Annotated in this window: 9 protein-coding genes and 3 pseudogenes; 8 read left to right on the plus strand and 4 right to left on the minus strand. The window is 38.6% G+C overall.

The genetic code is table 11. The features are described from left to right. Positions 1-58: 58 nt before the first annotated feature. From LM917_RS02915 to LM917_RS02925, 3 genes are all read right to left on the minus strand, one after another. On the minus strand, positions 59-328 hold the full coding sequence (locus tag LM917_RS02915; RefSeq protein WP_232695999.1) for an ABC-2 transporter permease: 270 nt from the start codon (positions 326-328) through the stop codon (positions 59-61). 449 nt (positions 329-777) lie between these two features. Next, the gene (locus LM917_RS02920) at positions 778-3102 is read right to left on the minus strand and encodes an ABC transporter permease (RefSeq protein WP_232696000.1); all 2325 of its coding nucleotides are present in this window, start codon (positions 3100-3102) and stop codon (positions 778-780) included. A gap of 2 nt (positions 3103-3104) precedes the next feature. After that, the gene (locus LM917_RS02925) at positions 3105-3809 is read right to left on the minus strand and encodes an ABC transporter ATP-binding protein (protein WP_232696001.1); all 705 of its coding nucleotides are present in this window, start codon (positions 3807-3809) and stop codon (positions 3105-3107) included. A gap of 356 nt (positions 3810-4165) precedes the next feature. Here LM917_RS02925 and LM917_RS24715 point away from each other — a divergent pair, with 356 nt between their 5' ends. Beyond that, positions 4166-4486, plus strand: a complete 321-nt coding sequence (locus LM917_RS24715) for an IS110 family transposase (protein ID WP_373688751.1) — start codon at positions 4166-4168, stop codon at positions 4484-4486. A gap of 764 nt (positions 4487-5250) precedes the next feature. Here LM917_RS24715 and LM917_RS02930 read toward each other — a convergent pair. After that, positions 5251-6156: a LysR family transcriptional regulator gene (locus LM917_RS02930; protein WP_232696002.1), complete on the minus strand. Its 906-nt coding sequence runs from the start codon at positions 6154-6156 to the stop codon at positions 5251-5253. Positions 6157-6300: 144 nt separating this feature from the next. Here LM917_RS02930 and LM917_RS02935 point away from each other — a divergent pair, with 144 nt between their 5' ends. The 7 genes and pseudogenes from LM917_RS02935 to LM917_RS02965 form a co-directional block, all read left to right on the plus strand. Continuing rightward, positions 6301-7275 (plus strand): alpha/beta fold hydrolase, encoded by a 975-nt coding sequence (locus LM917_RS02935; RefSeq protein WP_232696003.1) that lies wholly within the window; start codon positions 6301-6303, stop codon positions 7273-7275. Positions 7276-7350: 75 nt separating this feature from the next. Continuing rightward, positions 7351-8168, plus strand: a pseudogene (locus tag LM917_RS02940) (MerR family transcriptional regulator). A gap of 21 nt (positions 8169-8189) precedes the next feature. Beyond that, a pseudogene (locus tag LM917_RS02945) lies at positions 8190-9367 on the plus strand (MFS transporter). An 812-nt stretch (positions 9368-10179) separates the two neighbouring features. Then, on the plus strand, positions 10180-10710 hold the full coding sequence (locus LM917_RS02950; RefSeq protein ID WP_232696004.1) for a GNAT family N-acetyltransferase: 531 nt from the start codon (positions 10180-10182) through the stop codon (positions 10708-10710). A 737-nt stretch (positions 10711-11447) separates the two neighbouring features. Beyond that, entirely contained in the window at positions 11448-12680 is a 1233-nt protein-coding gene (locus tag LM917_RS02955; protein ID WP_232696005.1) for an LCP family glycopolymer transferase, read from the plus strand. A gap of 544 nt (positions 12681-13224) precedes the next feature. After that, positions 13225-13425 (plus strand): hypothetical protein, encoded by a 201-nt coding sequence (locus LM917_RS02960; protein ID WP_232696006.1) that lies wholly within the window; start codon positions 13225-13227, stop codon positions 13423-13425. An 81-nt stretch (positions 13426-13506) separates the two neighbouring features. Continuing rightward, positions 13507-13938: pseudogene (locus LM917_RS02965) on the plus strand (IS21 family transposase); the annotation flags it as partial. Positions 13939-14354: the final 416 nt, after the last annotated feature.

Consider the following 14354-nt stretch of genomic DNA (forward strand, 5'->3'; position numbering starts at 1 on the left):
GCTGCATCAAAGCAAGCATGATGAATGTCCATGACCGTATAGTCTGGCATAGTAAGTTCTAAGATTGCTTGTTTAACGAGTCAGTGAATCCCATAAGAAGCAAGGGTTCCCAAAAGGTATATATGATGGCAGCTATATATCTGGCTTGAACAATATGTTTGCGTTTAATGGGCAGTGTAATCAGAAAATGATGGTTATTGTTTTTGATATCCATCATCGTACCTAGATTAAGTAAAGCGAATGCAGTTAAGATACCCACAAAGTGAATAGACGATGAAAATTTTGGTATAAAAGAGACACTGAATACAGCCAGAATCAGGATACTCATCCATAAGTGTTCAACAGTCCGCACTCAACACATGTGGAGTGCGTAGTGTCAATACATCGCATTGACAAATAATGGGGATACCTAAACCGAATGGATTGTTGAATAAACCCTATTTGAAAAAAACTAAGCTATTTGAATAAGCTTAGTTTTTTTGTCCTTAAGAATTTTGCAAGATATCTGTGTATGCTATTAAAAAGAATAGGGGATTGAACAAGCATGTCACAATTATTTGATTTCTACAGTGGCAAGAGATTAAGTTGCGAGTTGGTGCTATAGGGAGAGTGTAAAGTTAATTGAGCTTACTGGGAATATAATGGCGTTCTTACCAAACCTAAAGCAAAATCAATAATAGAAAAAATCGAACTATTGGAATTCAAAAGTAAATGTTGGGTCATCAGCAAGCAAAGCTGAGGACTTTTGGTTAATTTTAGGGATGAAGCTTAAAAGTTTTATTCAATACTTTTTAATGATTCAATCATATTTATTTTGGTTACTTTTCTCCTAAGTAGTAAGTTAGATAGAATGGTAAGTAAGAATGCAAGAATAACAGATGCCAAAATTATAAAAATATTTAATTTATCTGGGATTTGTTGATGGGTACTAGACAGTGCCTTTACAACAAATGAATAAATATAGCCACTGATCGGTAAAGCTACAATTACCGCAAAGGTGGTTAGTATGATGTTTTCAAAAAATATAAGTCTGTTTATTTTATTTTTTTGATAGCCTAATACCTTAAGTGTTGCAAGCTCACGATTCCTTTCATAAATGTTGATGGAAGATATCGTATATATGGCGCTAAAGGAGAGTATGACGGCACAAATGGTAAACATGATAAATACAAAACTGTTTTGTTTCAAAATATATTGAGCTGATTTCTTTAGACCAGTCTTATCTGCAATTGTATCTACATGAGGATCTTGTTCAAAGAAGTTACGAACACTTGTAAGATCTGTAGAGCTATTTGCTTCAACTAAAAGCGAGGTTGGACTATAGTCGATGTCAAAGCTCTTTAAATAGGCTGGTGTAATATAAAACGACGGATTCGAATACTGTGTAGATATTTGTAAAACCTTCGTATCTACAGTTTTATTTTTAAGCTCTGGTGCTGTGAATTTTATTTGGATGATATCCCCTTCTAAAATATGATATTTGTCGGCGTAAGATTTGGGTACCAGCACACCATTGTTTTCTAAAGATATCTCATTGTCATTTTCGTCAAAGAAATGAATGAGACTGTTTTCTTTTTCAGTAACAACTAAAGTGGCATTTTCTTTTTCATCATCTTTTATGAATTCAACAGGAAAGGTGGATAAAAAATAATTACTTTTAATACCGGAGGGTAGTTTTAACGTATCAGAAGATGTTCCAATCGTATAATCTACTTTTAAATCATAGGTATAAACATCTTCAATTTGGTTCGCTACTTTTAGCAAGGCCGCTTGAGTGCCAAAAGCAGTTATCAATAAAACAGTGCTTACAACAACACCGATTGAGCTCGCTAAAGCTTTTGGTTTATTTAAGAAAATATTTCTCAAAATGAGTTTATAACTGTATGAAATGCGACTCCATAGACCTGGAACTCTTTCTATAAGTAGCTTTTTCATTGTCTTTGGCGGTTTAGGACGCATAGCCTGAGCCGCACGTTCTTTTAATATGGTTCTACCACTTAAGTAACATGCTAGGAGTCCAAAAGCACTAGAGAAAAGGATGGGAGGAATGATCGAATAAAAAGAAAGTGAGTATGTAATGTCAGGCAGAGAGTGGGACCTTGCACTCGACGCAGTTACTAAAGGAATAAATACACTAGCGGCAATGGCACTACCTATGATTGAGCCTATTATACCTGCCAGTACAGGATATCCCATGTAATGAAGCATGATGTTTCTGTTTTTTACACCCAAAGCCTTCATAATACCTACTTGATTTCTTTGAGAATCTATAATCCTCGACATGGTAAGAAATAGGATAATAGCTGAAATCAAAAAGAGAACTAAAGGTACAACCTTACTCATCATACCATTATTATATATCGTTTCATTTATTTTAGAATAATTGAAAGTCCGTTCTTTACTTACTTGGTTTAAATAAGAAAGTTGTTTGGTTTGTACTTCAATGGATTGACCTAATTTATCAATATCGTAACCATCTTGAGCATCAATCATGATTTCATTATAGGAAAAGCCGTCTGCGACTTTAGGTATTGCCACTTCGGCAATATAAGCTACTCCGTAGGCTTTATGGTCTTGTGTTTCGTTCTTTTTTGCATGTTCAACATTCTCGCACAAGCCGCTAATGGTAAACGTAAAATCTCTCCCATTCGTATTTATACTGATTTTATCACCGACATGATAATCATGTTCTTTTGCATAATGGGAATCTATTAAGATTTCATCCTTTTTTGTCGGGATACTGCCCTCAATCATAGTAAGCGTATTTATTTCATTTTTTACAGGGATCGAATGAATTTTTAATGAAGTTTTATAATCTTCAAAGGCTTGCGTGGCATCCAAGGTATAACGTCCTTCTATTTTATTTATACCTTCAACTTCGCTTAAACCTGCCACATCATCTTTGGAAATTTGACTGTAATACACATTTAAGTCACTTAAATTATGTTCTTCAAAGTATTCTTTAGTATAAGTACTAAGCTTATCGCTATAAGTTACCAGCCCCGTATAGAAAAAAGCTCCTACTGCGATAACCAAAACTAAGGCTATAAATTGTCCAATCGATTGTTTAATATCCCTTACTAATTTTAAAAGTAATTTCATAATCACCACTCAATCCCTTCAACACTTTGTTTTTCATCATTAATCGTAACGCTTTCTATCATTCCGCTTTTAACCTTAATAATTTTATCAGCCATAGGAGCAATTGCGGAATTATGTGTGACCAAAACGACGCACTTTTTCGTTTCCTTGTTCAAATCTTGAAGAAGCTTTAAGACGGACTTACCTGTAACATAATCCAAAGCTCCGGTTGGTTCATCACAGAGTAAAAGTAAAGGATTTTTGGCAACAGCTCTAGCTATAGCAACTCTTTGTTGTTCTCCTCCAGAGAGCTGGGAAGGGAAGTTTTTGATACGATTCTTTAATCCAACTTTATGTAAAATATCTTTAGCATCCAGATGGTTTTTACATACTTCAGTGGCAAATTCAACATTCTCCAGAGCATTTAAATTCGGAATTAAGTTATAGAATTGAAAAACAAAGCCAACTTTCTCACCGCGATATTCTGTTAATTTTTTTTCGCCCAATCTTGTTATTTCTTGATCACCAACAAACACTTGACCTGAGGTAGCCGTATCCATACCGCCAAGTATATTCAAAATCGTACTTTTACCGGCACCACTTGCACCCAAAATAACGACGAATTCTCCCTCTGATATGGAAAAATCAACACCATCAAGGGCCTTGATTAGCACTTCTCCTATTTTGTATTCTTTCTTTACTTTTTTGAATTCGATTAACTTTTTCACTTATTACATCTCCTCGTATAGAATTTTTTGAAGCTTTGTTTGAAAAATTTCAGATTTTCTAAATATTCAAACTATATTTCTTTCTAGCATCTTGGACCTGTCCGTAGGACAATAGGATCAACAAGCTTCTTCTCAGGATATTTCTTCTCTTTGCGGGTTTAATGACACTACTTAGGAAAGCCTGTCACCCAAGATCCGCCACTCAATTTCTAACCACTAGTTGCACCGCTGAACTGACGGGGGGGCCTCATGTTCCGATATGAGTGCTGATGACGAGGATGCAGTAGGTGGTTCTGATGGACACCCAGGTTTGAGATCAGCTTGATTAATACTTAGGAGGCAATCTTATATCGCAAATGCTGGTTGAGATTGACGTTAGTTTACGCTCACATCATGTACAATTCATGAGTGAGACCGGGGAATCACTCGCTTCCTTCTCCATCCCCAACGACCGTAACGATGCTGACACATTTGGTGAAACGGATGCTGGAGACTGCCATCGTAAGCAGAGCCGAAACCTGCAGATTGGAATGGAAGCGACCTCGAGTCTCGGTTTGCACCTCATACTTGTCTTATGTTCTTATTGTAGGCGATTCCGTGATTCGACACAATCGGACCCGCGATGGTTTTTGCGACTGGACCTAAGTCGGAGAGGCGGGTGGGGGATGGGCGAATGAGCAGCAAATGGACTGTTTATGAGCAGCGGGATTGTGGCAGACCGATTCAGATCAGCTCGTCTGCTCACAGAAGACATTAAGAAGAGTAGCAATTTTTTCTTTGAGTTTTTCCATTAATTTCAACCAACTATAAGCCGTGATGAATCATGAAAGCTGAAAAAATGTTCACGAATAATGATATAATTGAATCATAGAAAGTGAGAAATAAAGCTCTATACACTTGGATGAATATTATTTCATAATAGAATAAAAACGTATAACTACGAATGATTATTCAAATCCATTCACAAACATATGGCCTACAGTAAATGATACTGTAGGCTTTTCAATTTTCTTAAAGACTTCAAAACCCGATATCTACAGGATGGAATTCAATGAAGAAGTATTAATGGAAACAAAGAGATTATGGAAGGGCTAATTTTGAATGTAAATCGAAGAAGGTTGTGACTTTATATAACACCGCATTAGCGCAGAGTACCTGACGGCCCTTGGTCGTCGAGAGGCATTTTCGAGGAAGAAGATTCAAGTTGACAACTCCTGTGTGAGTTAATTCGTCATTAGGGGGAGTTCAAACGAGAAGTCGTCCTGCAGCTTCCCTTCCCGAACCTTCCAGTCCACCGGATTTACACCGCTTGCCTGGATCGAAACCAAAAGCTCGTCTTCTCCAAGTTTTGGTGTGGATAGCTCAACCTCCTGCAAGCGGCTCTCGTCTCCATACTGTGTAATACCTATTCCTCTTAGTCATCATCTCCTCTATGTTTGGCTTAATTCAGTTCCGAAGGATGGATCAGGAAGGTCTCCCTGATCAATTTCAAAAAGGCTTCAATGGCGGGCGAGATCCATTTCTCTTCATGCCAAAACATTTGGGTAGCAAACGATGTGGCGGTCAAATCCCACGGCAACGGAACCAGTTCTCCCCGATTCACTTCTGCTGTCACTGCCATTTCAGGTAATATGGCGATACCCATTCCTATTTTTGCACATTGTTTAATGGCTTCTGCGCTATTAAACTCCAATTCGATAATTCCACCCATGCCCTTCTGTGAAAGACTTCGCTCAAAAAACGTACGATAGGAGCATCCCTTCTCCGTCAATAAAAAGGTCTCACCATTAAAATCTTCAATGGCCAACGCAGTACGTGAAGCCAAAGGATGATCAGGCGCTGCCAATACATAAAAGGGCTCGTCCAGCATTTTTTCTCCGCAAAATCCTGTCTCGCCCTTGTCCTCGTCCAGCATAAAAATAATGTCCGCGTCCCCTTCCCGCAAGCTCTGTTTGAGGTTCGGATGAGCCAGCGGCCGAAACATCAGCCGAATGCCCGGATAGCGCAAGCGAAACCGGCGCAGTACGGCCGGCAGCCGGTACGTACACAACGTTTCATCTGCACTTATGACCACCGTACCCGTTACCTCGCCAGATTGCTTGACTGCATGCTGTGCTTCTTCAAGCTCACTAAATATGTTTTCTACATAGCCCAGAAAACGTCTCCCTGCATCGGTCAGGATCACTTTTTTACCCAATCTGTCCACCAACTTGACACCCAGTTCTTCCTCCAAGGCCTTCATCTGCATTGTAACCGTTGAGGGGACATAGTTTTGCACTTCTGCAGCGCGGCTAAAGTTGAGTGTGGAAGCAAGCGTATAAAAGGTTTTTAGTTGGCGCAATTCCATGGTATATTCCACCCCTTAATTCAAAAAAAATGAACGTTCTATTCAGAAACGTTTCTTTGACTTAACCATAACATCATCGTAGAGTGATGACAAGAAAGGCATCCCATCTTTAACTATCGAAAGGAGATTTTCACATGAGAGATTATGCTGCAATCCGGCGACACCCTGCCACATGCCGTTATCGCCTACAAAACCTACGGAACGCTAAATGCAGAAAAAAACAATGTTATCCTTTATCCTACATGGTTTGCAGGCCAGCATACCGATAATGAATGGTTAATTGGACCTGGTAAGGCACTAGACCCGGAAAAGTATTTTATCATCATCCCGAATATGTTGGGCAATGGACTATCCTCCTCGCCAAGCAATACGCCCCCGCCCTATCATCTAGCTAATTTTCCGCAGGTTTCGATTTATGATAATGTGCGGCTGCAGCATCAACTGGTTACCCAAAATTTTGGTATAACAAAAGTCGCCCTCGTTGTTGGCTGGTCACTCGGAGCCGTGCAGACCTTCCAGTGGGGAGCAAGCTATCCCGATATGGTCGAACGAATCGCTCCATTCGGAGGGACTGCCAAGACCCGGCCACATGCAAGGGTTGTATTTGAAGGAATGATCGCTGCCCTTCAGGCTGATTCTGCCTGGAATAATGGCTTTTACACGCAGCAGCCCAAAGCGGGATTGGCAGCCATGGGTCGAGTCTATGCAGCTTGGGGTTTCTCTCAGGCTTATTATCTAGAGAAGCTCTATCAGCAAGAGGGCTACCACACACTGGAGGAATATCTCGTGGATTACTGGGATCAAGTGTTTTTGACCTTTGACGCTAATGACCTGATCACCATGTTACGTACTGGAATCACCGGCGACATTAGCGCTAATCCGACGTATGACAGCGATTTTGAACTTGCATTAAGCAGGATTACAGCACGGGCGCTGGTTATGCCGGGAAGTACGGACCTTTTCTTTCCTCCCCAGGATAACAAATTTGAGGCACTGCATATGCCAAATGCGTTCTTCCTCCCGATTGAATCGAAGTGGGGGCATTGCGCAGGCATTGGACAGCATGAACCAGATTCCGTATTTATAGATAAAAGCCTAAAAAGGTTCTTGCTTGAATGAAACCTTCGCACACTTGACTTTCCCCTGCACGGGAAACTGTATACTCCCATTATGTTATAGATTGGAGGTGATATTTTGTTTAAAATCAGTGAGTTTTCCAGGTTAAGCAAGGTCTCCTTAAAAACATTGCGCTATTATGACCAGATTGGCATATTAAAGCCGAGAAAGGTGGATCACGACACCGGCTACCGTTACTATTAAGCAGACCAGCTTCTTGTGCTCAACCGAATTTTTATCTATAAGGAATTGGGGTTCACATTGCCACAAATTATACAGTTGCTCCACGAAGATATTACATTGGAGTATATTCAAGGGATGTTTAAGATGAAAAAAAGTGAAATCCAGAATATCATCGATATAGAACAAGCCAAGCTCGCCCGGATTAAGGAGCGTATGCAGCTTATAGAAAGAGAGGGGCAAGTGGAAACAGGACAAGAAATCAGAATCAAAGCAGAAGGTGCTCAACAGTTTCTTTCTTTGAAAGCGCGCGGTAGAGAAGAAGAAATTCCAGATCTCTTTCGTACATTTAATCAATTATTAACAAAGGAAACTCGCCAATTGGCTCAAAGTCCCCAGGTCGTTTTGTGGAAAGAAATAGACGAAAAAGAGGATGAGTTTGAATTTGAAGTCGGTTTTTTTTAACCCGGGAGCTTCCATTATCTCCAGATACATTTCAACTACGGACTCTTCCTCCTGAGCCGATGATGGCCACAATGGCCTTTCGTTCGGATTCTAACTTTGCTTGTACAGCCTGTGTTGATTTAGCTAAATGGATTGAGAAAAATAACTATCAGATCAAGGAAAACGAACCTGGTAGGGAAATATACTTACCGTTATCTACAAAACAAGATGCACAATTAATGGAAATACAAATTCCAATTATAAATAGATAACTGGAGGAGGAGCGGATTGAATTGAAAAATAACCTGATCATCAATGTCCTGGCACTTGCTGTTTTTCTGATCGGAACCATTGAATACATTATTACAGGAGTCATTGAAATGATCGCCGTGGAATTAGGAGTAACTACTTCGGAAGCTGGGTTATTGGTGACTGTATTTGCTCTCGCAGCGGCCATTGTCGCTCCAATTCTGATCGCCCTAACGATAAATGTGGATCGCAAAAAGCTGCTCATGGTTACCCTCAGTGTGTTCATTGCCAGCAACGGATTGATGTTTATAAGCCCTTCTTATGAAACAGCACTATGGATACGAATTATTCAAGGGGTTAGCGGAGGAATCGTTACGGTGGTAGCCATGGCAGTAGCTACTCGACTGGTTGAAAAAGAAAGAAGAGGCCGTGCTATCGGCATTATTTTGATGGGCCTCAGCAGCTCGCTCGTGCTGGGTGTTCCGATTGGCACATTTTTTAGCGAGATGTTTGGATGGAGAGTTTTGTTTATTTTGATCGGTTTATTAAGCATTCTTCCATTGCTTACGTCTATAAAAAGGTTCCGGCAATTAAAGAAGAAGAAGCAGTTACCCTCAGGATGCAGCTCTCCATTTTAAAAGATTCAAAAATTCTGACTGCCTTGGTCATTACTTTATTTTATATCGGCGGCTATTCTACACTATTCACTTATATTACGCCTTTCTTGCAAGCTACATCTCCTCTTTCCATAACCCAAATTAGCGGAGTTCTATTTCTCGCAGGAATTTGCAGCTTCGTCGGATCAAGAGTGGGCGGACAATTGGCAGATGCAAAGGGATCGAAATTCACAATTTGTCTGGGACTCCTGTTACAAGGAGTAACTCTCCTTTTAATCGCTCTAGCCGGTGCCAATCTCTTTGTATTGATCTTGGTTTTTATGATCTTTATGTTAGCAACCTGGAGTATTTCCCCTGCCCAGCAGCTATTACTGGTCACTCTGGTGCCTCGAAATCCGGACATTGCCCTAAGTGTAAATACTTCCTTCATCCAATTTGGTTTTGCACTGGGATCTGGATTAGGCGGGCTTGTCATCAGCCGTACCTCTGTCCTGAATTTGAATTGGGTAAGTTTAGCTGCCGTAAGCATCGCTTTACTTCTTGCCATCTTGCTATTCAAAAAAATGAGCAGAGGGATTGGAACCCCTATTGTTACTAAAGACTAATGAAATGGACTGAACCAGGGGTGAAACTAAATTATACTCGCGTCTCCTTCAAGTAGCACAAGCATGTAATCCCTTTACGTTTCTCCTACAGAAAAATATTAAATAGCTCCAAATCTGCCCACATCCTTCCTTTATATTGAAGTGCTCGACTGAAAATCGGCATATTCAACAATAGAGGTAGGATGTTTTTCTATAATCTCGAGGAATTTTTTTGTCTAAAGTTGTTTTTTCACAAGTCCTTTCCATTTCAGTATGATAGGAGATGGTTAGGTTTAGATATAGGCAATTACGGATATCATTGGTGGATACTAACTAATGAGAAACATGAACCGACGACTCCTCATGCCTATTTTGCAATGGGATATGAGGGTCAATATATTATTGTTGTTCCTAAGTATGAGATGGTGGTCATTTTTACTAGCTCAATGCCAAATCAGACATTTTTACCTTTGACTTTATTTAAAAGGAACCTCTTTGAAACTTTTCGCTGAACTAACGGGTTCGATAGTTCAATCAAAGAAGCCACTCCATTTTTTTGGAGTGGCTTTGTGGTTATATGCTGATGTAAATTTTATGATCAAATCGTACTTTGTTCTTAGATACTATACGGTGAACTGTATCACAAATAGTGGTAAAGCAGAAAATGATGATAAAGGTTGAAGCGGCATTGATAAATATTTTTGGGGGATTAGAGTAGATAAAGCCTATAACCTCTTGTACAATGAAACTATCTTCAAAAATGAAGGGACTGAACTATGCGCAGATGTCAATATTTTCAACCTAACTATTAAAATATAATGGAGGTAAAAGTATTGATTACAGAGTTACACACAGAACGTTTACATATGAGAAAAATGAGGGTATCGGATTCGTCTAGCTTGTTTAAAATTTGGTCTGATCCAGATGTTACTAAATTTATGAATGTTAGTTGTTTAACTAATGAAAATCAAGCAAAAGAAATGATTACTCTCCTTGATGATCTTTCTCATGAGAGCAAAGCTATTCGTTTCTCCATAATTAAAATAGAATCTAATGAAATCATAGGTTCTTGTGGTTATAATTCCTTGGATTTTGAAAATGCAAAAGCAGAAATTGGATATGACATTGCTAAATCATTTTGGGGAAGAGGATATGCTTCAGAAGCTATCTATTCTTTGTTAGATTACGCATTCTCATCATTAAAGATGAATCGAATCGAAGCAAAAGTTGAACCTGAAAACGTGAATTCAATAAAACTTTTACAAAAGCTAAACTTTACGTTTGAAGGAACACTAAGACAATATGAAAGAGTAGACGGAAAGTTTAACGATCTCAATATCTATTCAAAATTAATATCGGATTGATTTGATTTTTCCTGCCTAATTTGAATTGCAAGTAGCATACACGAAAACTTACCGTTACAGACAGCGCGGGGAAACCGTATCACAAGGCATTAAGCTAACGGATTCGATAGTTCAATAAACCAAAGCCAGTCTAACACTTTATTTTTGTGTTTTGACTGGCTTTTTTGTACGGAAGGATTGATTAGTCTCATACATATTCAACGAACAGCAGAAAGATATTTTATCAGTTTGAAAACAGTAGTTTATAACATTTGCTCCCAGGAACTTTGATAATTAAAATCCAACAAGTACTACTTAGTTTATTCTTCAACTGTTTCACAAATAGCCGGGGGATATCGAGGAAATGTTTGTGGTAGACTTCACCTTATAGATGCTCCTTTTTTCTGGGATGTTGTGATAGGAAACACCATTCTATCAAAGATTTAAGGCACTTTTCATGTTATTATACCCAAGTTATTCTCCGGATTATTTGAAGAAAAATGTAAATATGTGATAAACTACAAATGAAATCAATCATATCTTTTGAAATGTCGAATAATTTTGTCAAATTATCGTGCGCGTAATACATAAAACCTCATAAGGAGTATACCATGCCTGAAACTGACTCAATGAGTACGATTCCACGTGCACCCCGAAAACCTACGTTAAGACAAAAAAAACGTCGTCATCGACTCCGACTTTTTCTCATATTTTGCATTCTTTCACTGTTAAGTATGGGAGGTGTAGGTGGTATGATAATGTGGAATACCAATAAAGTACTTGAACAAATTACACAACCAAATCGTGACGATAATCTTTTAGTTAAGGATGACGGTATTTACCAATCCGATAAGCCGGTGTCACTAGTAATTCTTGGACGAGACACACGTAATAAAAATGGAATGCAGAATACAGATGTCATGCTCGTTGCAGTAATTAATCCGATGAACAAAAAAGTCACGATGCTTTCGATTCCTCGAGATACTCGAACGAAAATTGAGGGTTTTAATGGTTATCACAAAGCTAATTCAATTTATTATTATGGTGAATTAGAACGTCGACAAACCGAAAGTAAAGGACAAAAGGCTGATATGAACGGTATAAAATTAGTGAAAAAAACTTTGGAGGAAATATTAGGAATTCCAATCCAATATTCTGTACAAGTTGACTTTCAAGGATTCACTTCGGTTATCGATGCAATTGGAGGCGTAGAAATAAATATAGACCGCGAGTTGAAATATAATGATCCAACTGATGGGACACACATTGATCTCATGCCCGGACTCCAATTATTAAATGGAGACCAAACTCTTGGATACGTACGTCATAGAAAAGATAATCGGGGAGAATTATATTACTCCAGTGATTTCGATCGAAACAGACGTCAACAAGAAGTAATAAAAGCAATAATGAATAAAATCAGTACATTTGATGGAATGACGAAAATACCCAAAATTGTTGAGGTTAGTAGTACTTATGTAAGTACAGATTTAACAAAAGATCAAATTATGGGACTAGTATTTAACTTTAAAAACATTAATTCAAGTGCAATTACCATTCTAGAGAATGGTGCTTACTGGCAAACAAAATTTACTTATCTGCCTAAAGAACAATTAACTTCGATTCGAGAAAGGTTGCAAAATGAGATGGGAATTGCGCGTAACACCACTACTAACTTGAACGATTCTCCTATTTTACTTCCAGAGGAAGCGAAATCAGTAGAAACAAGATCAAAAACAAAGCAAAAACCCATGAAGTCAGTACAATCCAATCAGCCTACACCTAAGACTACCAAGCAAACTGAAACGAAACAACCGAACACTTATCAACAACCCGATCCTAGCATCGAGCCTCCGGCTGAAAATCCATCAGAAAATCCATCAGACACAGAAATTATACTTCCGCACGACAATACACCACTTAATGAAGAACCTGTCGATTTGATAGAACCACCTGTTGACTCTGGTGTAGAAAATGGCCCCAGTACTTAAATAAAAGCAATACTTGAATCGTGTAAACTAGGAAAAATTGGAAACTTACCCGAGCACAATCACGATCAAGTAATTCAATCTTGCCAATAGAGTATGAAGTTCAAACCCCTTATTGGTGTTTAGAAAAATAATTAGGGAGCCTGTTATTTTATATGGCTTCCTTTGTTCTTACAAAACTCTATGTAGGAAAAGACATTTCCTACATGGGTTTTGTAATTCTTATGTTCATTAATCTAACCTATCAAAATTCATATCCACTATTATTTCCTTTATGTCTATATCCTCTCTTTCCCTAGTAAAATTCATCAATCTAGAGTCAAAGGAAGTTTCAATTGAAATAATTAATCGACATAAATAGTCATTTGTCTTCCTCTTAAGAATAAACAGTAGAAAATGCTGGCATTGTCATTCCAAGAGAATGTAATTATTACTCTCTAGGATTTAGACCTATTTCAAGGGCGCCCTGCATGGACGTTATCTATAGGGTTCAAGTCCCAAATGGTGAAGGCAGTAGTAGACATAGCTTAAAACAAGGGTATCCATCGTGAGGTGGAATCTGAAGGAAGTCGGTGGCAAACCTCCGGTCAGAGGAACGCGAATCTCATATAATTCTAGCATTCGTTGGGTGAGTCTGCTTAACAAGATAAAGCCCTTACTGCCAAAGGCGAATGAGAGTAAGATGGATGGAGGGGAAGATAAAGCTCTTACCTGGGGAGACCTGACTTTTTGTAAGCAACAGTGCTAAAATCCCTAATATCAACGGTTTCAAATTCCCCATAAATAATGGACAATAGCTATAAAACTTCCACGATGGAGTAGAGAAGCTATGTTCAAGATTGGGGAATTTTTTATGATAAAAGAATTACATCAAAAAGGATGGACTCAAAAAGTTATATCAGATGTGACCAGATTCGATCTTAAAACAATACGTAAATATTTATATCAAGACAAACTACCTGAAAAGGCACCAGCTGAGAAGAAACCAAGTAAGCTTGACCCTTTCAAATCTTATATTCTACAAAGACTAAATGAGGGAACGACAAATTGCTCCGTTTTACTTGAGATAACAGCAATGGGTTATCAAGGTAAAGTAACCATTCTAAGAGATTTCGTCAGACCTTACAGGAAACAGCCAAAAAAACAAGTAACTGTAAGGCTTGAAACACCACCTGGAAAACAAGCTCAAATGGATTGGGGTTATGATGTTGGAAAGTATGAGGTGGACGGAGTCCAGCGAGATGTCTATGCCTTCGTGATACATTTCGATCGAGGCATTATCTGAGGGGGTTCCTTTAAGGGACATGCGCATGGTAATGGGCAAGTGCCGATTTTAATGTAAGGGATGCCATTATAAGGGCAGGCGTCGCTAATGATAATTTATTATAATCACTAGTACTGAGCAATAGTTGCAGCTATTAAAATCGAAGGAGGCCACCTTTTTTGTCACCCAATAGTTTCAAGTTTAGTGACACAAACATAGTTGTCTATTTTAGACATAAATATGGTTGTACATTGAGAAGTGCAACCATATTTATGTCATTCAATATGTCTAGTGACAGATTTCAGGTTGTTAAGAAACAGCTTAAAACTCGTAATACTTGTAAGGAGCAACCACATTTGTGTTACAAGACACTTGGTTCTTAGACTCATTCTATAACAACCAATACAGTCTCT

The sequence above is a fragment of the Brevibacillus daliensis genome (genome assembly GCF_021245735.1).
GTDB classification, from domain to species: Bacteria; Bacillota; Bacilli; order Brevibacillales; family Brevibacillaceae; genus Brevibacillus_B; species Brevibacillus_B daliensis.

Bases quoted from the DNA above. Each gene is read 5' to 3' on its own strand.
- LM917_RS02920 (WP_232696000.1), bottom strand. From the start codon at position 3,102: ATGAAATTACTTTTAAAATTAGTAAGGGATATTAAACAATCGATTGGA.
- LM917_RS02930 (WP_232696002.1), bottom strand. From the start codon at position 6,156: ATGGAATTGCGCCAACTAAAAACCTTTTATACGCTTGCTTCCACACTC.
- LM917_RS02915 (WP_232695999.1), bottom strand. From the start codon at position 328: ATGAGTATCCTGATTCTGGCTGTATTCAGTGTCTCTTTTATACCAAAA.
- LM917_RS02935 (WP_232696003.1), top strand. From the start codon at position 6,301: ATGCTGCAATCCGGCGACACCCTGCCACATGCCGTTATCGCCTACAAA.
- LM917_RS24715 (WP_373688751.1), top strand. From the start codon at position 4,166: ATGCTGGTTGAGATTGACGTTAGTTTACGCTCACATCATGTACAATTC.
- LM917_RS02955 (WP_232696005.1), top strand. From the start codon at position 11,448: ATGTGGAATACCAATAAAGTACTTGAACAAATTACACAACCAAATCGT.